The 23,762-nt window shown below is 62.0% G+C and carries 21 protein-coding genes and 1 tRNA gene; 7 read left to right on the forward strand and 15 right to left on the reverse strand.

Features of this window, described 5'->3' with window-relative positions; genetic code table 11:
- Positions 1-320 precede the first annotated feature (320 nt).
- Both ACFQ6H_RS19495 and orn read right to left on the reverse strand, forming a co-directional pair.
- A tRNA-His gene (locus ACFQ6H_RS19495) sits at positions 321-393 on the reverse strand.
- Between the two features lie 84 nt (positions 394-477).
- Complete coding sequence (orn, locus tag ACFQ6H_RS19500; RefSeq protein ID WP_024487359.1) at positions 478-1,077, reverse strand: oligoribonuclease; 600 nt, start codon at positions 1,075-1,077, stop codon at positions 478-480.
- Between the two features lie 120 nt (positions 1,078-1,197).
- On the opposite strand from orn, the gene ACFQ6H_RS19505 reads away from it, so the two are divergent.
- On the forward strand, positions 1,198-2,946 hold the full coding sequence (locus tag ACFQ6H_RS19505; protein ID WP_378647996.1) for a helicase HerA-like domain-containing protein: 1,749 nt from the start codon (positions 1,198-1,200) through the stop codon (positions 2,944-2,946).
- Between the two features lie 19 nt (positions 2,947-2,965).
- Here ACFQ6H_RS19505 and lysA read toward each other — a convergent pair whose 3' ends face one another.
- The 5 genes from lysA to ACFQ6H_RS19530 all read right to left on the reverse strand — a co-directional run bounded on the left by lysA (position 2,966) and on the right by ACFQ6H_RS19530 (position 8,471).
- Positions 2,966-4,309: a diaminopimelate decarboxylase gene (gene lysA / locus ACFQ6H_RS19510; RefSeq protein ID WP_378647998.1), complete on the reverse strand. Its 1,344-nt coding sequence runs from the start codon at positions 4,307-4,309 to the stop codon at positions 2,966-2,968.
- Positions 4,310-4,444: 135 nt separating this feature from the next.
- A complete protein-coding gene (locus ACFQ6H_RS19515) occupies positions 4,445-4,882 on the reverse strand; it encodes a hypothetical protein (RefSeq protein WP_378648000.1) in 438 nt (145 codons plus the stop codon).
- 172 nt (positions 4,883-5,054) lie between these two features.
- A complete protein-coding gene (cmrA, locus tag ACFQ6H_RS19520; protein ID WP_378648002.1) occupies positions 5,055-5,858 on the reverse strand; it encodes a mycolate reductase in 804 nt (267 codons plus the stop codon).
- Between the two features lie 19 nt (positions 5,859-5,877).
- The gene (locus ACFQ6H_RS19525) at positions 5,878-7,908 is read right to left on the reverse strand and encodes an FAD-dependent oxidoreductase (protein ID WP_378648004.1); all 2,031 of its coding nucleotides are present in this window, start codon (positions 7,906-7,908) and stop codon (positions 5,878-5,880) included.
- Positions 7,905-8,471 carry a PadR family transcriptional regulator gene (locus tag ACFQ6H_RS19530; RefSeq protein WP_378648006.1) on the reverse strand — a complete coding sequence of 189 codons (567 nt, stop codon included), beginning with the start codon at positions 8,469-8,471 and terminating at the stop codon, positions 7,905-7,907. Before ACFQ6H_RS19530 ends, ACFQ6H_RS19525 begins: the two co-directional genes overlap by 4 nt.
- A 128-nt stretch (positions 8,472-8,599) precedes the next feature.
- Between ACFQ6H_RS19530 and ACFQ6H_RS19535 the strand changes: the two genes are divergently transcribed.
- Positions 8,600-9,961 (forward strand): MFS transporter, encoded by a 1,362-nt coding sequence (locus ACFQ6H_RS19535; RefSeq protein ID WP_378537894.1) that lies wholly within the window; start codon positions 8,600-8,602, stop codon positions 9,959-9,961.
- On the opposite strand, the gene ACFQ6H_RS19540 is transcribed toward ACFQ6H_RS19535, so the two are convergent.
- From ACFQ6H_RS19540 to ACFQ6H_RS19550, 3 genes are all read right to left on the reverse strand, one after another.
- Entirely contained in the window at positions 9,951-10,772 is an 822-nt protein-coding gene (locus ACFQ6H_RS19540; protein ID WP_378648008.1) for an acyl-CoA thioesterase, read from the reverse strand. The genes ACFQ6H_RS19535 and ACFQ6H_RS19540 overlap by 11 nt on opposite strands.
- A 75-nt stretch (positions 10,773-10,847) precedes the next feature.
- Positions 10,848-11,687, reverse strand: coding sequence for an alpha/beta fold hydrolase (locus tag ACFQ6H_RS19545; RefSeq protein ID WP_378648010.1), 840 nt, complete (start codon positions 11,685-11,687; stop codon positions 10,848-10,850).
- 35 nt (positions 11,688-11,722) lie between these two features.
- A complete protein-coding gene (locus ACFQ6H_RS19550; RefSeq protein ID WP_378637553.1) occupies positions 11,723-12,418 on the reverse strand; it encodes a TetR family transcriptional regulator in 696 nt (231 codons plus the stop codon).
- A 168-nt stretch (positions 12,419-12,586) separates the two neighbouring features.
- Between ACFQ6H_RS19550 and ACFQ6H_RS19555 the strand changes: the two genes are divergently transcribed.
- From ACFQ6H_RS19555 to ACFQ6H_RS19565, 3 genes are read left to right on the forward strand one after another with little or no spacing between them, the layout of a single operon-like run.
- A complete protein-coding gene (locus tag ACFQ6H_RS19555; RefSeq protein WP_378648012.1) occupies positions 12,587-13,720 on the forward strand; it encodes a ferredoxin reductase in 1,134 nt (377 codons plus the stop codon).
- A 35-nt stretch (positions 13,721-13,755) separates the two neighbouring features.
- Entirely contained in the window at positions 13,756-14,928 is a 1,173-nt protein-coding gene (locus tag ACFQ6H_RS19560) for a fatty acid desaturase family protein (RefSeq protein ID WP_378449692.1), read from the forward strand.
- A 13-nt stretch (positions 14,929-14,941) separates the two neighbouring features.
- Positions 14,942-15,187, forward strand: a complete 246-nt coding sequence (locus tag ACFQ6H_RS19565; RefSeq protein WP_283304040.1) for a hypothetical protein — start codon at positions 14,942-14,944, stop codon at positions 15,185-15,187.
- Between the two features lie 132 nt (positions 15,188-15,319).
- On the opposite strand, the gene ACFQ6H_RS19570 is transcribed toward ACFQ6H_RS19565, so the two are convergent.
- The 4 genes from ACFQ6H_RS19570 to gdhA form a co-directional block, all read right to left on the reverse strand.
- The gene (locus ACFQ6H_RS19570; protein WP_003945367.1) at positions 15,320-15,487 is read right to left on the reverse strand and encodes a hypothetical protein; all 168 of its coding nucleotides are present in this window, start codon (positions 15,485-15,487) and stop codon (positions 15,320-15,322) included.
- Between the two features lie 244 nt (positions 15,488-15,731).
- Positions 15,732-15,875, reverse strand: coding sequence for a hypothetical protein (locus ACFQ6H_RS19575; protein ID WP_003945326.1), 144 nt, complete (start codon positions 15,873-15,875; stop codon positions 15,732-15,734).
- A gap of 362 nt (positions 15,876-16,237) precedes the next feature.
- Positions 16,238-17,497, reverse strand: a complete 1,260-nt coding sequence (locus ACFQ6H_RS19580) for a PucR family transcriptional regulator (protein WP_378637546.1) — start codon at positions 17,495-17,497, stop codon at positions 16,238-16,240.
- Positions 17,498-17,987: 490 nt separating this feature from the next.
- On the reverse strand, positions 17,988-19,331 hold the full coding sequence (gene gdhA, locus ACFQ6H_RS19585; RefSeq protein ID WP_378648014.1) for an NADP-specific glutamate dehydrogenase: 1,344 nt from the start codon (positions 19,329-19,331) through the stop codon (positions 17,988-17,990).
- Positions 19,332-19,597: 266 nt separating this feature from the next.
- On the opposite strand from gdhA, the gene ACFQ6H_RS19590 reads away from it, so the two are divergent.
- Positions 19,598-20,932 (forward strand): DUF4185 domain-containing protein, encoded by a 1,335-nt coding sequence (locus ACFQ6H_RS19590; protein ID WP_378538534.1) that lies wholly within the window; start codon positions 19,598-19,600, stop codon positions 20,930-20,932.
- 84 nt (positions 20,933-21,016) lie between these two features.
- On the opposite strand, the gene ACFQ6H_RS19595 is transcribed toward ACFQ6H_RS19590, so the two are convergent.
- Complete coding sequence (locus ACFQ6H_RS19595; protein WP_378550278.1) at positions 21,017-23,194, reverse strand: glutamine synthetase III; 2,178 nt, start codon at positions 23,192-23,194, stop codon at positions 21,017-21,019.
- A gap of 226 nt (positions 23,195-23,420) precedes the next feature.
- Here ACFQ6H_RS19595 and ACFQ6H_RS19600 point away from each other — a divergent pair, with 226 nt between their 5' ends.
- On the forward strand, positions 23,421-23,690 hold the full coding sequence (locus ACFQ6H_RS19600) for a putative quinol monooxygenase (protein WP_378449696.1): 270 nt from the start codon (positions 23,421-23,423) through the stop codon (positions 23,688-23,690).
- The last annotated feature ends 72 nt before the right edge of the window (positions 23,691-23,762 follow it).

Below are 23,762 nucleotides of genomic sequence, written 5' to 3' on the forward strand. Positions count from 1 at the left end.
TGAACGTCAGAATGCCCCCGACCGTCCGGTTGGGGGCATTCTGCATCTGCACACCTTTTGCGAGCGAAAGTGCCTCTCGGTCTATCTGAGGCGCTGAGAGGTGCGTTCGCTCTGCCCGGGCACGGGTTGCTCGGGTGCGCGCGATTTGTCGCGGTCGCCACCCCACCCACTTCGGGTGAACGTATCGCTGCCCCTGTCAGAAAAGGGGAGCGATACGTTCACCCGACTGTGGAGGGGGAGTTTAGGGATGGGATGGGGTGGGGGCACAAACCAAAAGAACCCCCGAGAATGTCTTTCGACATTCTCGGGGGTTCCGCTTGGGTGAGCGACGGGACTCGAACCCGCGACAGCCAGGATCACAACCTGGTGCTCTACCAACTGAACTACGCCCACCATTGCCTCGGCCACCGGTTTGACCCGGCTGCTTTGACGAAAGAGATACTAGCGCGAAAGTCGGTCAGGATGCCAATCGGCAGGTCAGGCGGGACCCAAGCCCTCTACGACGGCTGCGATCTCCGCGCTCGACGGTCCGGGCGCCGCGACAAATGCAGTGCCGCGGTAGTACTTGAGTTCGCGGATGGATTCCTTGATGTCGGCGAGCGCTCGGTGGGCGAGACCTTTTTCGGGCTGACCGAAGTAGATTCGCGGGTACCAGCGGCGGGAGAGTTCCTTGATGGAGCTGACGTCGATCATCCGGTAGTGCAGGTAGGTGTCCAGCGCCGTCATGTCGCGTGAGATGAACCCGCGGTCGGTGGCGATGGAATTACCTGCCAAGGGCGCCGTACCGGCGACGGGAACGTGTTTGCGGATGTACGCGAGCACTTCTTTCTCCGCCTCGGCGAGGGTGACCGTCGACTTTCGGACCTCTTCGGTCAGTCCCGACTTTGCATGCATCTTCTTCACGACGTCGGGCATGGCAGCCAACGCGTCGTCGTCGGCGTGGATGACGATGTCCACACCTTCGCCCAAGATGTTCAAGTCGCTGTCGGTCACCAGAGCCGCAATCTCGATGAGTTTGTCGGACTCGAGTCGCAGCCCGGTCATTTCACAATCGATCCATACCAATTTGTCCTGCACCAGGAACACAGTAGTGCGCGTGGGCGCGGGATAAGGTCTGCGGTGGAAACTCGGGTGCGTGCAGGACTGCGCTCGGGTGATGACAAGAACTTCGCCGCATTGCAACGAGGAGGGCTTTCGATGACCGTGGATCCGAAGGACGGAGCCGCGCCGCTGACGCCGGCGGAGAAGGCGAAAGCTGCAAAGGCCGCCGCTGCCGAAGCCGCTCGGATTGCCGCTGAAGCTGCGGCAGCTGCTGAGGAAGCGGAGAAGGAAGCTGCTGCCGCTGAGGCCGAAGCATCCGCAGGAGCCACCCCCGACACCCCCGCTGCCGCGACGCCGTCGGGTGCTGCAGCTGAAATCGCGGCGGGCTACTCATCCGAGGGGCGGGCACTCGAGCTCGGCTCGGTGGTGATCGACGGAGTGGCAGATCCCTCCGCGCGGGTGCGGATTCCGTTGGCGACGATCAACCGTCACGGCCTGATCGCCGGTGCGACGGGTACCGGCAAGACCAAGACGCTGCAGGGCATTGCCGAGCAGCTGTCCGCCGCGGGTGTGCCGGTCGTGATGGCCGACGTCAAGGGCGACCTCTCGGGGCTGTCGAAGGCGGGGGAACCAAGCGAAAAGATGAAGGCTCGCGCAGTCGAGACGGGCGACGATTCGTGGACTCCCGCAGGGATGCCGGTCGAGTTCTTGTCGTTGGGTACTGACGGAATCGGTATCCCGGTGCGCGCGACGATCACCAGCTTCGGGCCGATCCTACTCAGTAAAGTGTTGGGCCTCAACGAGACACAGGAATCGACTCTCGGACTGATCTTCCACTGGGCCGACACTCAGGGCCTCGCACTGCTGGACCTCAAGGATCTGCGTTCGGTCATCACCCACCTGACGAGTACTGAGGGCAAGGCGGATCTGAAGGGTATCGGCGGAGTTTCCTCGGCTACGGCAGGAGTGATTCTGCGCGCGTTGGTCAACCTCGAAGCCGATGGCGGTGACACCTTCTTCGGCGAACCGGAACTCGAAACCGAGGATCTGCTGCGGGTCGTCGGCGGTGCCGGCGTGATCACGCTGTTCGAACTCGGTGCCCAGGCGGCGCGCCCGGCGATGTTCTCCACCTTCCTGATGTGGGTGCTCGCGGATCTGTTCCAGACGCTGCCCGAAGAGGGAGATCTGGACAAGCCGAAGCTGGTGTTCATCTTCGACGAGGCGCACCTTCTGTTCGCGGACGCGTCGAAGGCCTTCCTGCAGCAGGTCGAACAGACAGTCAAGCTGATTCGCTCGAAGGGAGTCGGCGTGTTCTTCTGCACGCAGCTTCCGACCGATATTCCCAATTCGGTTCTGTCGCAGTTGGGTGCGCGCGTCCAGCATGCTCTTCGTGCGTTCACGCCCGACGACCAGAAGGCACTCAACAAGACTGTCCGCACCTACCCGAAGACCGAGCACTACGACTTGGAGAAGGCGCTGACTTCACTCGGCATCGGTGAAGCCATCGTGACCGTGCTCTCGGAGAAGGGTGCGCCGACGCCGGTGGCCTGGACCAAGATTCGTCCTCCGAGGTCGCTGATGGACACCATCGGCAACGACGCGATCAAGGCGGCTGCGTCGTCGAGTCCCCTCAATCAGAAGTACGGCCAGACGATCGACCGCGAATCGGCGTACGAGAAGTTGACGGCGAAGGTGGCCGGTGCTCCGACGGCGGATCAGTCCCTGGATCTGCCGTCGCTACCCGACCTGCCGCCACCGCCGCCGGCCGAACCGGAGGGCCCCAATATCGCCGAGCAGATCTTGGGCAACTCGGCCGTCAAGAGTTTCCTGCGCTCCGCGGCTTCGGCTGCGGGACGGGAGATTTCGAGAAACATTTTCGGGACCGGTAGCCGCCGCAAGCGCTGAGGGTTCGACGCCCGCGAGGTCAGATACCGACCTCGCGGGCCAGCAGGTCGTTGATCGATTCGCGCCTGATCAACGGCCGCGCAATACCGCCGAGCACAGCGACGACGGGCGGCCGGCCGACGCTGTTGTAGGTGGACGCCATGCTGTGGTGGTAGGCGCCTGTACACGGCACTGCCAGCAGGTCGCCTTCGTGTAGGTCGGCGGGAAGCCTGGCGCCAACGACGATTTCGTCGCCCGATTCGCAGTGCCGCCCGGCGACCGTGACCTCCTGGAGCGGTGCGCTCGAATGTCGGTTCACCAGTTCGACGTCGTAACGGCTGTCGTACAACGACACCCGCGGATTGTCGCTCATCCCGCCGTCGACGGAAACGAAAGTCCGTCCGCCGCTGATCGACTTGATGTTCTGTACGCGATAGAGCGTGACCCCGGCGCGCGCAGCGATCGCCCGGCCAGGTTCGAGCACGATTTCGGGGCGAGGGAAGCGATTTCGAGTGCAGGCGTCGTCGAGACTGTCGTCGATGACGTGAGCGAGGCGGGTCAAATCCAGTTGGGCATCTCCCGGTAGGTACGCGATCCCGTGCCCCCCGCCGAGATCGAGTTCGGTGAGGATGATTCGGTGTGTGCGTCGAATGTCGTCCATCTGCGCGATCATCGTCTCGATCGCGGGGCGGAAGTGTTCGGGATCGGTGATCTGGGAGCCGAGATGGCAATGCAGGCCGATGAGTTGCAGGTGCGTCGCGGTGGCGACGACGGACACCGTACGTTCCAGTTCTTCGGAAGATGCTGGTAAACCGAACTTTTGGTCCAAGATGCCGGTGGACACTGCCTTGTGTCCGTGTATGTCGACGCCGGGTGTGACTCTGATCAGCACCTTCTGCGGGCGGGTGCACACCGACGCCAGGCGTACCGCTTCGCTGGGGGAGTCGAGGACAATTCGGCCGACACCGGCGTTGACTGCTGCTCTCAGTTCGGCAACCGATTTGGCATTGCCGTGCAGGATGATTCGCTTCGGGTCCACGCCCGCGGCCAGAGCAATGGCAAGTTCGCCGGCCGAACAGACGTCTACCCCGAGACCCTCGTCGGAGACCCAGCTAGCCATCGCACGGATCATCAGTGCCTTGCCGGCGTACACGATCTCCGAGTCGGGGAAAATCTCTCGATACGTGCGGCAGCGGTGCCGCACGTCCGCCTCGTCGACAACGTACGTCGGTGTGCCGTACTGGTCTGCGATCTCTTCGAGGGAGACGTCGCCGATGCAGACACGCCCGCTTTGATCGTGGCGAGTGCTGATGGGCCACAACGCAGGATCCATACGAGGTGTCATTGCGCCGCGTAGGGAGGGGAAGATTTCGAGTAGCGTCACGTCGATCTCCTGAAGGTGACCCGCCGTGTTGCGGGCTACTTTCAGATCTACTCCCGACGATCGCCGGTGGGAGGAGTCTTGACGCTTACTTGACGCGCCGTCGAACGAGGTTGACGCGGCTCTGACGGCCTCGACTCACTGTTTCCCTCGCCGCTTCCATCCGAACCAGCCGAGCACCGCGAGTAATGCCACTGCCACGGTTCCGCCGATCACCGCCGATCTGTCGACGGATACGCCAACGGACTGAACTCCGCCGGCGCGTGGGGCGTAACCGGCGCCGTACACGGACTCGACCGCCGCTTGGATGTCGAACCCGGTTTCGGTAGCCGGCCCGCAGCTGTGCCCCTCGTGCTCGGCGTCGACGTCGTACGGCGCCGAAACAAACATCAGCTGCTCGGTGCCGAGCACGTAGCTTGTGCCACAACCGTTCCCGTTCGCGAGTGTCCCCACCGACGTCACCGATGCCAGATCGCCTTTGTAGACCCGGCTGACGTCGAACAGGTAGGTGTCCTCGAACCCGTCCGAAGTTTTCTTCGTCGGAGTCCCGAGGAAAACGGTGCTGGAGACGCTCACGGCTTCTTCCGGGGTAGCCGATGATGCGCACGAACATGCATTCGCTGCCGTGGGCAGCAGTAAGGGCAACCCTCCGGTCAAAAGAAGGATTGCCCCGACTGCCAGTGTTCTTCGCATCGCCATTAACCGACTATATGGTCTTCTATGGCCTGCTCTGAGAAGTTTGAGTGAATCAGCCGCCGAGCTTCTTGTAGAACGTGCCCACGATGGGCGCAACGACGGCACGCGGGCTGTAACCGCCCGCGACGGACATCGCCTTGCTCAAGATGCCCGGTACGACGCGCATCTTGTTCTCGGCCAGGCCGTCGAGCGAGACCTTGGCGGTGTACTCGCTCGAGATCCAGAAGAAGTCCGGAACGAGCTTGTCGACGATGGACGCTTCGGCCGGGTCCGGAGTTTCGGTGCGTACGGGGCCCGGAGCGAGGAGGGTGACGTTCACGCCGGTGCCCTTGAGTTCACCACGCAACGATTCCGCGAACGTGTTCACGAACGCCTTCGTTGCGGCGTACGTCGCGTTGTTGGGGATCGGCATGTTGCCGGCCGCGGAACCGACCATCAGGATCGCTCCGGACCTGCGGGCGAGCATGCCGGGCAGCACGGCCAGGGTGAGGTCGTGCACCGCGACGGCGTTGAGCTCGACCTGGTCACGCTCGTATGCGGGGTCCAGTTCGGCGATCGGGCCGAAGGTGGCGATCCCGGCGTTGTTGCACAGGATGCTGATGTCGCGGCCACCGAGCTCCTCGACGAGAACGGCACGCGCCGTGCTGTCGGAGAGGTCCGATGCACGGACTTCCACCTCGACGCCGTGCGCGGCGCGAAGCTTCTCGGCGAGGGCCTCCATGACCTCGCCGCGACGGGCGACAAGGATCAGGGAGTGTCCGCGTGATGCCAGATCAGCGGCCAGTGCCTCTCCGATGCCGGAGGAGGCGCCGGTCACGACGGCGCGGGCTGTGGTTGTGGGTGTCGGCAGGCTCACGATCAGTCAGCGTAGCCGGTCAGATCTTCGCGGCCAGTCGTGTGCCCTGTTCGATGGCACGCTTGGCGTCGAGTTCTCCTGCCACGTCGGCGCCGCCGATGATGTGGGTCGCCACACCCGCGACGGTCAGTTCGTCCACGAGGTCGCGAACCGATTCCTGCCCGGCGCAGATGACGATGGTGTCGACCTCGAGGAGCCGGGGCTTCTCGTGCTTCTCACCGAACGTGATGTGCAGACCGGCGTCGTCGATGCGCTCGTAGTTGACGCCCGAGAGTTCGTGCACGCCCTTGTTCTTGAGGGCTGCCCGGTGGACCCAGCCCGTGGTCTTCGCGAGTCCGGCACCGATGCGTCCGGGCTTGCGCTGGAGGAGGTAGACCTCACGTTCGGAGAGTTCAGGTACCGGTGTGGTGAGCGCGCCCGGCGCCATCTCGGGTTCGGTAACGCCCCATTCCTGCTTCCACTCCTTCAGATGAAGGGTGGGGGAGGTCGGATGGGTGAGGAATTCGCTGACGTCGACGCCGATGCCGCCGGCACCGATGACGGCGACGGACTTACCGACCGGCTTGCCCTCTCGGACGACCTCGGCGTAGGTCAGCACCTTCGGGTTCTCGATGCCGGGGATCTTGGGAACGCGCGGTGTCACTCCGGTGGCAACCACCACTTCGTCGAAGGATCCGATGAGATCTGCTGGTGCGACGCGGGTTTCGAGCTTGACCGTCACTCCGGCCACGTCCAGCATGCGCGTGTAGTAGCGAATGGTTTCGGCGAACTCTTCTTTACCGGGAATGAGTTGTGCGATCCCGAACTGTCCGCCGATCTTGTCCGAAGCCTCGAACAACGTGACCGAATGACCACGCTGAGCAAGATTGAGCGCTGCGGAAAGTCCGGCGGGGCCGGCGCCGACCACGGCGAGGTTCTTGGTCCGCCGAGTGGGGGAGAGGATCAGTGTGGTCTCACGGCCCGCGCGCGGATTGAGCAGGCAGGAGACCTGCTTGTGCACGAATGCGTGGTCGAGGCAGGCCTGGTTGCAGGCGATGCATGTGTTGATCTCGTCGGAGGCTCCGCGCTCGGCCTTGTTCACCCAGTCGGGATCGGCGAGCATCGGCCGGGCCATGGAAATCAATTGTGCGTCACCGCGGTTGAGGATCTCTTCCGCAGTCTCAGGCATGTTGATCCGGTTCGAGGCCGCTACCGGAATGTCGACGTGCTTCTCGAGCTTGCCGGTGATGTCCACGAAGGCTGCTCGGGGAACCGAGGTGACGATGGTGGGCACCCGTGACTCGTGCCACCCGATGTCGGTGTTGATGATCGTGGCGCCGGCAGCTTCGACTTCCTTTGCCAATGAGACGATTTCATCCCAGGTCTGACCACCCTCGACCAAGTCTGCCATGGACAACCGGAACACGATGATGAAGTTCGGGCCGACGGCCTTGCGTGTGCGTCGCACGATCTCGACAGCAAGGCGTCGACGGTTCTCGGAACTGCCGCCCCACTGGTCGGTGCGCTTGTTCGTGCGCTCGCAGAGGAACTGGTTGATGAAGTAGCCCTCACCGCCCATGATTTCGACGCCGTCGTAACCCGCGGACTTGGCCAGGCGCGCGCAGCGAATGTAGTTGCGAATCTGCCAACGAACCCCGCGGCCGGTCAGCTTGCGCGGTCGGAACGGGTTGATGGGCGCCTTGATCGACGACGCGGACACACTGAACGGCTGGTAGCTGTATCGGCCCGCGTGCAGGATCTGCATAGCGATCTTTCCACCCGCGTCGTGAACCGCCTTGGTGATCCGGCGGTGACGACGCGCGTCGACGCGGTTGGTCAACTTGGCGCCGAACGGCAACAGCCAACCGGTGCGGTTCGGTGCGTAGCCGCCGGTGATGATCAGACCGACACCGCCACGTGCGCGTTCGGCGAAGTACTCGGCCAAGCGGTCGGTGTCCTTCGCGCGATCCTCGAGGCCGGTGTGGATCGATCCCATGACGACGCGGTTCTTCAGCGTCGTGAATCCGAGGTCGAGCGGTTCGAGCAGGCGGGGGAACTGTGTATCCGTCATGGCTGGAAATTTCCTTCCGTGGCGTTCTCGCCAGTGGGCAATGCGTCCAGAACTTCTTGGCACCAGTCGGTGAAGCCTTCTTCGACGCGGATGCCGCCGCGAAGTACGAGGTACTGATGCAGCGAAGAGCCGGAAAGTGCTGCTGGATTGGGGAAGTCACGCTTCTCGATGAGTCGGTAGACGTCGAGGCGGGCGGCGTGGCCGTCGCGGTGGCGAGCGACTTCACGCCGTAGAGCGGGGAGATCGGCGTGCGCTGCGGCCCTGATCTTGATGGCCAACTCGTTGCGCAGGTGGTTCGGTTCGGACGGCTCGGCGATCCATCGGGTCAGTTCGGCGCGGCCGGCGTCGCTGACGCGGTACATCTTCTTGTCCGGGCGGCCGTCCTGCGCAATGGCCTCCACCTCCACCCAGCCGGCCTCGTCCATTCGCTTGAGGACTCGGTAGATCTGCTGGTGGGTCGCGCTGTGGAAGAAGCCGATCGACTTGTCGAACCGGCGTGTGAGGTCGTATCCCGACGCATCCTGTTCGGAAAGGGAGACGAGCAACGCATGTTCGAGTGCCATGTCAAAAGTATCTATGCACTCAGGTGCGTATGCAACTAAGTGCGTACTAACTCGGGTGCATAGAACGCCCTGTATGTCGACCTCGGAGAGAGGCGCCGAGTCGCCTGCGCACAGTTAGGCTTCGCCGTATGAGCGCCGAGTCCACAAGCACGCAGGCCGAGCCACCCGCAGGCATCGGTGGTGCGGCCACGAAGAGTCAAGTGTTCGCGTGGGGGCTGTGGGATTGGGGATCGGCCGCATTCAACGCCGTGATCCTCACGTTCGTCTTCTCGGTCTATCTCACCGACGCGGTCGGCGACGACCTGCCCGGCACGATTTCGGCAACTACATGGCTCAGTTGGGCTCTCGGAATTGCCGGCTTCTTCATCGCCATACTCGCTCCGATCACCGGACAGCGTTTCGATGCGTCGGGTAAACGCAAACTCTCGCTTGCGATACTTACCGGCATCACCGTGCTCTCGATGGCGGGCCTCTACTTCGTCGAAGACAACTACCGCTACCTATGGCTCGGATTGGTACTGCTCGCAATCGGTTCGGTGATCTTCGAGCTTGCCGGCGTGCCGTACAACGCCATGATGCGGCAGGTGTCGACGCCGGAGAATCTGGGTAGAGTCTCCGGCTTCGGCTGGGCCATGGGATATTTCGGCGGAATCGTGCTGCTGTTGCTGTGTTACTTCGGGTTCATCGTCGGCGACGGCGACACTCGGGGATTCCTGGGATTGACCACCGACGGCGGCATGAACATCCGGATGGTGGCACTGCTGGCCGCAGTATGGTTCGCGATTTTTGCGATCCCGGTATTCTTCAAGGTTCCCGAGTTGCCCAGCCCCGCGGTCGATCCGGGCGCGTCGAAGGCCGGATTCCTCGACTCCTATCGGGTGTTGTGGCGCGATCTGCGTGAACTCTGGAACGTCGACAGGCGCACGATCTGGTACCTGATCGCGAGCGCACTCTTCCGCGACGGACTCGCGGGTGTGTTCACCTTCGGAGCCGTGCTGGCCGTCAACGTCTACGGAATCAGCGCAGCAGACGTCCTGCTGTTCGGTGTTGCCGCCAACGTGATTTCCGCGATCGGCGCCTTGGTGGCCGGACGCTTCGACGATCGGATCGGACCCAAGCAGGTCATCACGGTCTCGCTCGCGTCGATGATTGTGGTCGGCGCGATATTGATCGCGGTGTCAGGGCCGGTCATGTTCTGGATCTTCGGACTCGCGCTCTGCCTGTTCGTCGGACCTGCTCAGTCGTCGGCACGAACGTTCTTGGCGCGCATCACCCCGCCCGGGCGTGAAGGTCAGATGTTCGGCCTGTATGCGACAACAGGCCGAGCAGTGTCGTTCCTCGCGCCGACACTGTTCGGCCTGTTCGCATGGCTCTTCGGCGCCGACCGCGCCGGCATCATCGGACTGCTGGTAGTGCTCGGTGTCGGCCTCGCCGCCCTGTCGATGGTCAAGGCACCTGAAGGGGACAGTGCGGTGGTTGTCAGTCCTTGAAGTAGACCAACTGGTGTGTCGTAGCGAGCAATGCGCCGTCACTGCCCCAGATTTCGGCCGACTGATCGAAGTACCCGTTGCCGAACCGCTGAGTCCGCGCGGTGCCCAGGACGGAATTGTCTGCCTGTTCGGTCAGTGCCTGAGTGTCGGCGTGGAAGTAGATGGTCATCGAGACCGTTCCGGCCGGTGCCATCTTGCCTCGGCGCAGGAAGACTCGTGGGAAGAAGACATCGCACAATGCGGTCAATGACGTGTAGTCGAGAGCGCGTGCCGGCTGATCGCGCACCCAGAGCGTCGTAGTCGAGTCGGGGTGCTCGCCCGACTCCAGGTCGGGGATTGCACCTTCGACAAACCGCATCTCGTAGTTCTGCGCCCAGGCGATGAACTCGGGGAACGGCAGCAGTGCAACGTCTTCGGCCGACGGAACCTCCGGCATCGTGATCTCGGTCGACGACCACGTCTCACGCCTCGTGCCGAACACTGCCGTGGCGGTCGTGGCGACGGTGCCGTCCTGAGACAGTTCGATCGACCAGTGCTGCGTCGAGCGGTTGGTGCGCACCGGGCGGGCGGAGATCTCGAAAGCGCCCTCGGTGATCGGACCGGCAAAGTTGACGGTCAACGACAGCGGATCGCCCAGTCGCTCGGGGTGCTTCAGCACAGATTCGAGCAACGTGGCAGCAGTGACGCCGCCGAAAGGTCCGACCATGTTGTTGTACGCCGCATTGGTTTCGCCGGTCGACAAACCGGCGGTGAGCGACGTCAATCCGACAGCAGCGTCAAAAGGATGGGGTGGTGCAACGGTCTCGGTCATCGCAGAACTCCTGGTGGTGGAATCAATTCGGCTCTATGTATGACAACATACATAGAGCCGAATTCGTCGCTACGATCAGGATCCTGCACGCGCGAGGATCGCCTCGGCCAACTCTTCGGCCCGCTCTTCCGGAATCCAGTGACTTCCGCCGTCGAGGATGACGAACTCGTAGGGAGCGTCGACGAATTCACCACAGCGTTCTGCGCCTGCGCGGCCGAGCGCCGAGTCGCCGGTGCTCCAGACGTACGTGGTCGGCACCGTGGTGCGATCGATGTCGCCGAAGTCGCGGGTCATCGCGCGGTACCAGTTCAAGGCGCCGGTCAGCGCGCCCTCCCCGCTCAGGACACGAATGTGCTCGTCGGCGAATTCAGGATCGATCTGTCCGTCGAACATAGCGCGTAGTCGGCGGAAGTTGTCCCCCGACAACACTTCCTCGGCCTTGCCCTCCTGCCGGAGAAGGCCGATGTACGACGAGCGTTGCTTCTGGTCCTCGTCCTCGCGTAATGCCCAGCCGAAAGCTGTGGGGTGGGGGACCGAGATCGCGGTAAGGCTGCGGATCCGGTTCGGATGGCGGCCGGCGACCTGCCAGGCCACCGCCGAACCCCAGTCGTGGCCGACAAGATGTGCGTCTGGCAGACCGAGTGCGTCGAGCAATCCGACGACGTCGGCTACCAGGTGCTCAATGCGGTAGGCGTCCACACCTTCCGGGCGTGCGCCGGCGGAGTATCCGCGCTGATTCGGTGCGATCACGCGGTATCCCGCAGCGGTCAGTAGCGGCGTGACCTTGCCCCAGGATGCGGCGCTCTCCGGGAAGCCGTGCAGCGCTACCAGCGGAATACCGTCGTCCGGGCCCGAGATCAGTACGTCGAAGGTGAGGTCGCCAACGGGGATTTCGAATGTACTCGTGGAAGACATGGCTCTCACCGTACGTCGAAAAGGTGAACCCGAGGTCAGTTTCGAGGTGGATTCCAGGTGGCCATTCCGAGCATGATGATCCGCAGCTGCTTCTCTGCTCGTGTGATGACGGCGGCTTCGTCGCGATATCCGGCAGTCCCGGCGTCCAGGAGCTCGACGACGGCACCGAACATCGTCGAGACGATCAGATCGGCGGCCATTTCCAGATCGTCCGACGACCAACTTTCGAGTCCGGGAATTCTGGACAGATCGAGGGTCAATTCGCTGACGAACAACCGCATTTCGGTGGCTATCGCGCGTCGCACCTCGCTGACGCCGCTGTAACGTTCACGGCAGAGGAACCGAAACTGTCGTTCGTGTGTATGCACCTGTCGCACAAGGATACCCAGTGACGTAGTGGCGTCCTTCGTACTGGGGTTGCGCCTGGCGTCGCGCAGCATCTGACGCAACATGCGCATGCTTTCCTCGACGAGGACAACGCCGAGATCTTCCAGTGAAGCGAAGTGGCGATAGAACGCAGTCGGAACGATCCCGGCTTCCCTGGCGACCTCTCGCAAGCTGATTCCGGCGAAGCCTCGGTCGGCCGAGAGATCCATCGCCGTGTCCAAGAGGGATTGGCGCGTGCGCTCCTTTTTGGCGGCACGACTTTCCGGTTCCCTGTTGTCGGGTTCCCTGTTCTCTGGGCTCACCGGTCCGGCCTTCGTCACGACGTCGAGTGTAGGTACAGGCATCCCGGCCCCTTTCGGCAACTCGTGTAACTCGGGTCACATTCTTGTTGACATGTACTTGTGTGCACCTGTCACACTATCTTCGGTGAACATTTGTACACTGAATTCACGCAGTCGAGGGAAGCTAGCCCGGCAAACGATTTACCCGAAAATCGAAACACGAGGAGGGTCATGACAATCGCATCTGCTCCTGAGAACACGACACCGAAGCCCACAGCTCGGCGCGGACTGTCCTTGGTGGGACTGATCGAAGCCATGGCCGCTCCACATCAGATCGATCGCTACCTCGAGCTGATAAACCCGATGGCGACCGTTCGTGACATTCGCGCACAGGTTGTTTCCGTCGACTATCCGACCGCAGACTCCGTCACGCTGACGCTGCGTCCGACTCGCCAGTGGCGCGGATTTCAGGCGGGCCAGTTCGTGCAGTTGGGCGTGGTGATCGACGGTATTCGTCACACTCGGTGCTACTCGCCGGCCGGCGGCGCGTCCACGCGCAACGGGCTGATCGAGCTGACCGTGAAGGCTCATCCGGGTGGATTGGTATCGCAGTATCTGTACGCCAACGCTGCGCCGGGACTTGTAGTCAGTCTTTCGCAGGCAGACGGGGTGTTTTCCCTCCCGGTCGACCGCCCGCGTCGGGTGTTGTTGATCAGTGGTGGCAGTGGAATCACCCCGGTGATGTCGATGCTGCGGACGCTCGTGGACGAGGAGCATTCGGGCGAGATCGTGTTCGTGCACTACGCGAACACCGATGCTGACGTGGCTTACACGCGCGCCCTGAAAACGATCGCAGAGCAGAACTCGAACGTGAAACTGGTACTCGTGTACACCGAAAGCGGTGGAGGTGATCTCGAAGGTTTCTTCGACCGTGGGCACCTCGACGCGGTGGCCCCGTGGATCGCTGATCCGGAAACGGTCGACGCCCAGGCTTATCTCTGTGGGCCTCCCGGACTGATGCGGGGAGTGCGCGAGGTGTTCCGTGAGGTCGACGTCGAACACTTACTCCATACCGAGGAGTTCGCACCCGCGGTGGCCGAGCCAGGTGAGGCCGGCGGCGAGGTGTCATTCACCAAAAGTGGAGTGGCGGCCGAGAACTCCGGCGAAACACTGCTCGAACAAGCAGAAGCTGCGGGCCTCAATCCCGAATACGGATGCCGGATGGGAATCTGCTTCTCCTGCACCTCCGTCAAGAAGGCGGGTCGTACCCGCAACGTGCGCACCGGTGAGACCGACGACGAGCCGGACAAGAAGATCCAGCTCTGCGTCAGCGCTCCCGTCGGCGACGTCACCGTCGACATCTGAAGTCCCATTTTCCTCACGACTGTCTGGAGACCGACATGTTTGGACTTTCACTTCCCACCCTCCCTTTCCTCGGCAACGGTTCCGATGCGAAGAACGACGCTCCTGTTGTCCTGACGTACGAGCAGGTCGAGGAGATCGGCCGCGAGTTGGACGCACTGCGTGATCGCACCGTCGCCTCACTCGGTGCTGAGGATCGGGAGTACATCTACAAGATCATCAAGGCGCAGCGTGGTTTCGAGGTCGCGGGTCGCGGCTTGATGTACCTCGGCTTCCTCCCCCCGGTATGGCTCGCGGCCGTCGGTGCATTGAGTGTGTCGAAGATTCTCGACAACATGGAGATCGGCCACAACGTCATGCACGGTCAATACGACTGGATGCGTGAACCCGGGCTCAATTCCGAAGTCTTCGAATGGGATACGGTGTGCCCGGCCGACCAGTGGCGCCACTCGCACAACTACATGCACCACACGTACACCAACATTCTCGGCAAAGACCGCGACATCGGATACGGCATCCTGCGTATCGACGACGCGCAGAAGTGGAACCCCTATTACCTCGGTAATCCGGTCTGGGCTTTTGCCTTGATGGTGCTCTTCGAGTGGGGCGTGATGATGCACGACCTCGAGATCGAGAACGTCATCCAAGGTAAACGCAAGTGGCACGACGTCAAGCCGTTACTCAAGGGTTGGTGGAACAAGGCAGGCAAGCAGGTCCTCAAGGACTACGTCATCTTCCCGGTTCTCACGGGACCGCTGTTCGTGACCACTCTGGCGGGCAACGTCACCGCCAACCTGGTGCGAAACGTGTGGACCTACTCGATCATCTTCTGTGGCCATTTCCCCACCGGCGTCCAGAGCTTCACCGAGGACGAGACGGCCGACGAGACTCGCGGGCAGTGGTACGTGCGTCAGATGCTCGGCAGCGCCAACATCGAGGGAAGCCCGCTCTTCCACATCATGTCCGGCAACCTCTCGCACCAGATCGAGCACCACCTGTTCCCGGACTTGCCTGCGCATCGTTATCCGGAACTGGCTCCCGAGGTGAAAGAATTGTGTGTGAAGTACGGTTTGCCGTACAACACCGGTGGGTTCTTCAAGCAGATCGGTTCGGTGTGGGGCAAGATCTTCAAGCTCGCTCTGCCGCCCGGTTTGGTCAAGTCGAAGACCCCTCCCGGTGTTATCGTCGAGCGCCAGCGAACAGCAGCCTGAGAGGCACACTTTGATGGTCGGGAAATTCGAACGCCGCAAGGACACCGTCCAGGAGTTGACGGAAAGTGCAGCCAACCACGTCGGCTCCATCGCGATGATCATCGCCGGGGCAGTTCGAGACGTGACGCGCGAGATCGGTGACTGGGTGTCCGACGGTATCGAGATGCGAGAAGCGGCGAAAAAAGCTGCGGCTGACGATCGTTCGGAATCCGTGACTATCGAACACGACGACACCGATCCGCCTGAAGACTGGCGTTGATCCGATTGCGCCGTATCCGTTCGGCGTGACCGACGACGTTGCCCTCCGTCCTTTGTGGCGGAGGGCAACGTCGGTTTCATGGACTGCATACCGATCAATGGCGGTGAATCAGCCACTCATCAGTGGGAGATGCTATGCAGCGCTCCCGAGACTCGCCGAGTCGAAGCTGCCGAGCCCGGTGCTACCGAGCCCGCTGCTGCCGACCCCGCCCAAAGCGAGCGCGTTGCTGCTGCCCGCGCTCAGTAGCTGGACGATGATATTGATGACGATGGGGTCGCCGGTGAGCGGGATTGTAGGCACAGGGAGACCTGCTTTCTGTTTCGAGATGTGGTGAGAATGTGAGCGGCGACGGGATCGTCGACGTAGTCAGGACGGCTTTTTCAGGCACTTCCGGTGCTGCCGAGCGATACGATCGAGCCGTTGCCGAAGCCGAGTGCCCTGGAGAGTGAGCCGAAGTCGATAACCAGGCTGCCCTGGGTGTGCGGGTTTATCACGGTGATTCCTGTCTGCGCCGCGACGTTTGTGGTGCGAGCGGGTAAGTCGATCAGGGAGCAGGCGTCGTGGGAGTTTCGCCGCCGCCGCCGATCGGAGAGTTGTCGGTGTAGAGGAAGCTGCTGCCCGCGTTGAACATCTGAAGGACGGTGTTCAAGACGACGGCCAAAGCGCCTGTGGTTGGTGCGGCGATCATGTGCTGGCTCCTGGTTTCAGCGATGGCGACATGGTGGTCACCGTGGTCACCGCCCTCACAGTGTCAGGCGGCTTGGAGCGGGCCCCGTGCGAGAGAATCTCGCACAGGGCCCGCGATTCGTCCTAGGAGACGCCGCCGCCATCCGTCGAGCCCGTGCCGGTGCTGCCCGCGTTGAAGAGCTGCAGGATGGTGTCGAAGAAGGCACCGAGGAGAGCGTTGTCCTGGCCGTTGATCATGTGGTTCCCCTTAATTGTTACTGGTTTGCGCGGTGATTCGCACCACACTTTTATAGCCCGGCTCGGTGCGGAAAAGTGGGGTCGAGGCCACCATTCGTGGAGAGCTAATAGCGAGGGTGTGAGTGTTCACACTTTCGCTGGACGGTTGTCCACATCAGTGCTGGCGAAAGAAAGCGAGATCATCGCAGCGCGCAGTTTGAGCAGCTCAGAGGGTAGAGCCGGATCCAATCCAGTCAGGGCGGCGATGCGCTTGATCCGGTTGTCGACGGTGTTCGTGTGCAGGCCCAGTGCCGACGCGGTGCGCTGGCGGTGCTGGCCGTTCGCGAGATGTATGGACAGTGTCTGCAACAGTTCCGGATTGCCGTGGAGTGGCTTGAGTAGGTTGATCAAGCTGTCGCGGCCCGCGCCGCTCCGCGTCAGTTGGTACTCGAGCGCGAGGTCCTCCATCCGGTATGACCGCGCCGGCAGTCTCAGGCGCCGCACGAGTTGCGCCAATTCATGTGTTGTTGCCTGGGCGGCGGCGATGTCTCCGACGGCGGCACTCTCACCGATGGCCGTGATCTCCACGCCGACCGTCGCGCGCGCATTTTGGATGACCTCGCACACCGATTTCCAGTCGGGAGTGCCCTCGATCAGGACCAGACCGCGTTGCGGTGCAGGCGCTTCGAGCAGTGCCGAGCCGAAGTGGGCCGCGATCTTTGCCTGAACCACCGTGAGATCGCGATAGGCCTGTATGCGCTGGTGCGTGCCGTTGCGGGCTCCTGTTCGCGTGGGCGGCAGGTTCACCATCAGTCGTAGGACGAGATAGCGGGGTGCGAGTTCAATGCCCATCTGGAGCGCGAGTTGGGTGGGATCGTCGCCGTCGAGCATGGCTTTCACGAGGGCGCCGGCGGAGTATTCGCCGAGTTGGGAACCGGCCGGAAGAGCCGCGAGATAGCTGATCGAGATGAACGAGTGAAGCCGCTGTGCCAGTGCAAACAAGAACTCGTTGAGATCGCCGAGATTGGCGGAGTCCCCGGCGTCGGCTCGACTGAGGATGAGGGTGCGAAAAGTGCTGATGCCCTCGTTCGTCAGGCTGAGAATTGCGCTGAGTGGCACGCCTTTCAGTGCTTGTTGGACGGTCATGGTGTGAATGCCGTCCAGGTCTTGGTCGGTGGGGAGTTTGCGGTGATCCAATAGCTGGATCCCTACTTGAAGCCCCTGCACGATTACCGCGATCAACTCCCGACGTACTGCCTCCGTTTGGAGGGAAGTCAACGTCGGGTTGGCGCGGGACAAGTGATCTACGAGATCGCTTGCCAGTGGGATGACGTCATTGACCGCTGTGGAGGCGGGCTTGCCTCCCAGCATGAGCGGTCCCGGGTTGTTCAGCAGCGCTGGGGACATGGGTGGCCTCCTCTAGACAGATGCGTCGCGCGGCACAGGCACCCGGAGGCTCGGCGCGTTACGAAGCGGGGTACACGCTGAGGCCTTGTTCGGGGGCATACTCGCCGCTGAAATCTGCGGATCGAATTGCGCCAGGCGTTGTGATTTCTACCACATGAACGAATGTCCAACTGTGAAATGGACAAATGTGAAGATAAGTCCATATGCCCCACGCGTCGCCGAACTAAACAATCGTCCATTTACGATGTTTTCCGACGTCAGAGCGGAAACGGATTCGGAGGACACCACGAGTTCCGTCTGGGATCATTGCCGTCGCCTGCGGGTACGTCGCGGGCGATTTGCTCAGATCATGGTCGAGGGCCCTGGGTCCGACGCTGTCGCGGACCCAGGGCCCTCGAGGCCTAGGTGTTGATTCGACCAGTCCGACGTAGGGGGACCGGTTCAGGGTGGAGGCACCCTTTTCTGTGCTGCCGTCTGTGTTGCGAAATCTCTAGATGACGCCCAGCGAAATCATGGCGTCGGCGACCTTCACGAAGCCGGCGATATTGGCGCCGTGAACGTAGTCGCCCGGCTTGCCGTACTCGGCAGCGGTGTTGATGGTGCGCTTGTGGATACCGCGCATGATTCCGGCAAGGCGCTCGTCGGTGTACTCGAAGCTCCAGGAATCACGCGAAGCGTTCTGCTGCATTTCGAGAGCAGAGGTTGCAACGCCACCGGCGTTGGCTGCCTTGCCGGGGGCGAAGGCCACGTTCGCGTCACGGAAGAGTTGGATGCCGCCGGGGGTGGTGGGCATGTTCGCGCCTTCGGCAACGGCCTGAACGCCGTTGGCGATCAAGGTCTTTGCGGCATCTTCGTCGAGTTCGTTCTGAGTCGCGCAGGGGAGTGCGACGTCGCACGGCACGTCCCAGATGGACCCGTCGGCGATGAACTCGGCGTGCGGAACGGCGTCTGCGTACTCGCTGATGCGGCCGCGGCGAACTTCCTTGATCTCCTTGAGGAGGTCGAGGTCGATGCCCTTCTTGTCCACGATGTATCCCGAGGAATCCGAGCATGCGATTGCGACGCCGCCGAGCTGGTGGATCTTCTGGATGGCGTAGATGGCGACGTTGCCGGATCCGGAGATCACGACGTTCTTGCCTTCGAGGCCTTCACCCTTCGCCTTGAGCATTTCGGCGACGAAGTACGCGACGCCGTAGCCGGTGGCCTCGGTGCGAACCTGCGATCCGCCCCAGGTGATGCCCTTGCCGGTGAGGACGCCCGACTCGTACGTGTTGGTCAGCCGCTTGTACTGGCCGAACAGGTAGCCGATTTCGCGACCGCCGACTCCGATGTCGCCGGCCGGGACGTCGGTGTATTCACCGATGTGCCGCTGCAGTTCGGTCATGAAGGACTGACAGAAGCGCATGACCTCTGCGTCCGAGCAGCCCTTGGGATCGAAGTCGGAGCCACCCTTGCCGCCGCCGATAGGCAGGCCGGTGAGGGAGTTCTTGAAGATCTGCTCGAAGCCGAGGAACTTCACGATGCCCAGGTTGACGCTGGGGTGGAAACGCAGGCCACCCTTGCAGGGGCCGAGTGCACTGTTGTACTGCACGCGGAAGCCACGGTTGACGTGAACGTTGCCCTGGTCGTCGGTCCACGGCACGCGGAAGATGATCTGGCGTTCCGGCTCGCAGAGCCGCTCGATGAGTCCGGCGTCGGCGTAGCGGGGGTGGCGTTCGAGCACTACGTGAAGAGACTCGAAGACCTCTGCGGCGGCCTGATGGAACTCGGGCTCTCCTGCATTGCGAACCAAAACCTGATCGTAAATCTGCGCTACGCGGTCACGTACGGACACCGCTCACCTACCTCGTTGTGAGAACTCTTTTACATTTCCGTTACATACTAGGCGCCTTTATTGCTGTATCGGACAACTGTCCTGTGAAGGTGAAATCGGACACAGCTGTCACTTGTGTCAGTTGAACGGGCGTTTTATAACAATTTGCTCAGCTTTCACTCTCTTAACACAGTCCAAATGGTTTGCTTCTGCAGTCGGGGGATCACTGTGCCCTGTGGTCCGAGCGTGAACGATCAGAGAGGCTGCATGTGCGTACGAAACACTCCATGTCGGCGATGTTGTCGATAGGCGTTGTCACGATTGCCGCGACGATTGCCGGGGCGCCGTCTGCTTCGGCGATCGGTGGACCGTGTGGTTCGGGAGGAAGCGGTTCCGCCGGATCGATGACAGGTTCGCTCGGCTCGCTGACCGGATCACTCGACAATGGTTCAGCTGGTACGGGATCCCTCGCCAACGCGTTGCCCTGGATCACCGGCGCCCCCAACGGCGCTCTACCGGTGCTGACCGGCCGGACCAAGGCGATAGAAATGGTCACTGGCCCAGGCAGTCCCAACAACACCATCGAGCGGTTCAACGTGTCGGGAACCGACCTCGGAATCATGTGGGACAACGGCCTTTCGGGGCCGGATCACGACGTGTTGATGGCCTTCGGCGATACAGTGGGCGACTGCGACATCCCGGGTGACGACTGGCGCAGCAACGTGTTGTTCCGCAGCAACGACACCGCCATCGCCGACGGTATGAAGATCGACAGTTCTCCGCTGGACGGCCCCAATCATTCCAAGGAGATCATTCCGGGATTCGGCATTCCGGGTGAGTTCACCACCATCCCGACCGCTGGAATCTCTTACGGTGGTGTGCAGTACATCAGATTCATGTCCGTTCGGTCGTGGGACGAACCCGGAGCTTGGACCACCAACTACTCGGCTCTGGCTTCCTCCACGGACAACGGTGAGAATTGGGAACTCGATCCGGCGACAGTACGCGCCAATACCGAAGGACTCGGCATTCCGGGGATTCCGGCAGTATCGCCGATCAATTCCAACTTCCAGCAGAGCGCCTTCCTCGACGGACGCGACGGCTACATTTACGAATACGGAACTCCCTCAGGTCGTTTCGGTAAGGCGATCCTGGCGCGAGTTTCCGGCGCCGACATCAGAAACCTCGGCGCCTACGAGTACTGGGACGGCTCCGGTTGGAGTCCGCGCGATACCGATGCCGTTCAGGTCATCAAGGCACCGGTCAGTGAACTCGCAGTGCAGTGGAACGACTACCTGAACAAGTACGTTGCCATGTACACCAGTGCCGAGGGTAATCTGGTGATCCGTCAGGCCGACCAACCGCAAGGCCCGTGGAGCGGTACGCAGACCCTGTTGAGCGGAATCACGTTGCCCGCGTTGTACGGCGGATTCATGCACCCCTGGGCGAGCGGACAGTTCCTCGAATTCGTCGCCACCACGTGGGACCGTTACAACGTCATCTACATGCGGACCGATTTGAACGGACTCCAGATGGCGTCGTCGGATTCGCGCGATCGACCGGACCCCGCAACCACCGGTGAGGCTCGCGTCCTCGAAGTCACCATGCCGGAAGACCGCTAGCCCGAACAACGTTCGACAACTATGGCCTGCAACTCGATCGAGTTGCAGGCCATAGTTCTGTGGGCACTGATATTTGGGTGATGATCAGAGAATGAAGAGCATTTCCTGATATGTCGGGAGTGGCCAGTGATCGTCGGCGACGATGGTTTCGAGGAAGTCGGCAGCGACGCGAACCTCGGCCATTGCGGGCAGGAGTGAGTCCTGTGCGTGCTTGGCCTGGTCGAATGGCGACTCGCCGGCGTCGGCGTCGATGGCGGCGCGCAGGGCAGCGAGCGCAGTTCGCAGGGCCGCAACTGGCGCCGACACTTCTTCGAGTGGAGCAGAATCCGGTTCGAGGCCGGCGGACTTCAGAGCGACGAAGTTTTGAGCAACTTCCGTCTGGTGGCGCACTGCCGCCGGAAGGATAAGCGTCGTACCGATTTCGGCGGCCAGGCGTGCCTCGACGCCGATGCTCAGTGCGTACTGTTCGAGTCCGACCTCGTAGCGGCTGTGCATCTCTCGGTGGTTGAAAACCTTGTACTTCTCGAAGAGTTCCATCGAGGACTCGGTGATCAGTTCTGGCAGAGCGTCCAGCGTCGTGCGAAGATTCGGCAGGCCGCGAGACTCGGCCTCGATCTGCCAGTTCTCGGAGTAGCCGTCGCCGTTGAAGACAACCGCACCGTGGTTGGTGATGATTTCGGTGAGCAGATTCTGGACGGCGGTGTCGAAATCGGCGCCGTCGGCGACTGCCGCCTCCAGTTCGGTGGCCATGTAGTCGAGAGCCTCGGCCATGATCGTGTTGATGGTGACCATCGGACCGTTGACTGTTTGCATCGATCCCGGCGCGCGGAACTCGAAACGGTTGCCGGTGAAGGCAAATGGGCTGGTGCGGTTGCGGTCGCCCGGATCGGTCGGCAGGACAGGAAGGGTGTCGGCGCCGATCATCATGGTGCCCTTGTCCTTCGACGACGTCGCCGCACCCTTGGCAATCTGCTCGAAGACGTCGGCAAGCTGATCGCCGAGGAAGATCGAGATGATCGCCGGGGGAGCCTCGTTGGCGCCGAGACGGTGATCGTTGGTGGCCGATGCGACCGAAGCGCGGAGGAGTCCCGCGTACTTGTGGACGGCCCGGATGACAGCGGCGCAGAAGACCAGGAACTGGGCATTGTCATGCGGATTGTCGCCAGGGACAAGCAAACTGCCGAGTTCGGAGTTGCCCAGCGAGAAGTTCACGTGCTTGCCGGAGCCATTGACACCTTCGAACGGCTTCTCGTGGAAGAGACACTCCATGCCGTGCTTCTTGGCGATGGTTTTGAAGGTGGTCATCAGCAACTGCTGGTGGTCGGCGGCAATGTTCCCGCGCTCGAACATCGGGGCGATCTCGAACTGACCGGGCGCAACCTCGTTGTGCCGCGTCTTGGCAGGTATACCAAGTTTGAACAGTTCACGCTCGGTATCCATCATGAATCCGAGCACACGTTCCGGAATCGCCCCGAAGTAGTGGTCGTCGAACTCCTGGCCCTTGGGCGGCTTTGCGCCGAAGAGTGTTCGGCCGGCGTTGAGGAGGTCAGGGCGGGCGAGGAAGAAGTGGCGATCGATCAGGAAGTACTCCTGCTCGGGACCACAGAACGACACGATGTGCTCGGGGTCGGTGTGGCCGAACAACTTCAGGATTCGTTCGGCGTGGTAGCCCATTGCCTGCTGGGAACGCAGCAGGGGAGTCTTGTGGTCGAGCGCCTCGCCGGTCATCGAGACGAACACGGTCGGGATACACAGTGTGTTGCCGTTAGGGTTTTCGAGAACGTAGGCCGGGCTGGTGACATCCCAGCCGGTGTATCCGCGAGCCTCGAACGTGTTGCGCAGTCCGCCGTTCGGGAAACTCGAAGCGTCTGGTTCACCTTGGATCAAGGTCTTGCCGGCGAACTCCGCCAACGCGCTGCCGTCACCGACCGGTTCGAGGAAGCTGTCGTGCTTCTCGGCCGTCAAACCCGTCAGCGGATAGAAGACGTGGGCGTAGTGGGTCGCGCCCTTCTCCAGTGCCCAGTCCTTCATCGCGGACGCGACTGCGTCGGCGACCATGGGATCGAGCGGCTTGCCTTGTTCGATCGTCGCCATTACCGACTTGTAGACGAGCTTGGGCAGTCGCTTCTGCATGACCACCTTGTTGAAGACGTTGGCGCCGAACACTTCACCGGGCGTTTCCTCGGTTGTGAAACTGACCACCGGAGGTGTGTAGGCCTCGACGTCCTTGATCGCTTGCAAGCGAACTGCATTTCCACTCATGTGCTTTACCCCTCGCCCGGGCCCAGGGCTGCGCTGCTGATTGCGAGCCCGACTTCGGCAAACCCTACGAACCTCCGGTATCGGGGGTGTTTCGTAGATATTGCGCCTGTCCGCAAACTTCGAGTCACAACGGAAATGTCGGACTGTCGGAGGTCTACGGCAGACTTCCAGCGGAGGGGCTAATGCGGGACAGTCGAATCGGAGAGTCTTTGTGATCAGGGTTTTGGTGCCAACCACGGTGGAGCAGGGCGATCTCGCGGAAGTGCTTCGGTTGTACGACGAGCTTGTCACCGAGACCCGAAAAGAACTCGGCTGCATCAACTACGAGTTATTGCAGCGCACCGACAATCCGTGTGAACTAGTCCTTGCAGAGGAGTGGGAATCGCAAGAGCACCTCGACGCCCACACCCATACCGAGCACTTCGTCAGGTTGGTCGCGGCGCTCGACAAGCTCGAGACGGCAGCGCCGGCGCAGATCTTCACGAAGGTTCTGTAACGGCTAGGCGCTCACCAGGCGTCAACCAACATTCCTCAACTGCCCTGCGCCTCCGCTCGACGACACGGTCCG

The sequence above is a fragment of the Rhodococcus sp. NPDC056506 genome (assembly GCF_042794945.1).
Taxonomy (GTDB): Bacteria; Actinomycetota; Actinomycetes; order Mycobacteriales; family Mycobacteriaceae; genus Rhodococcus_F.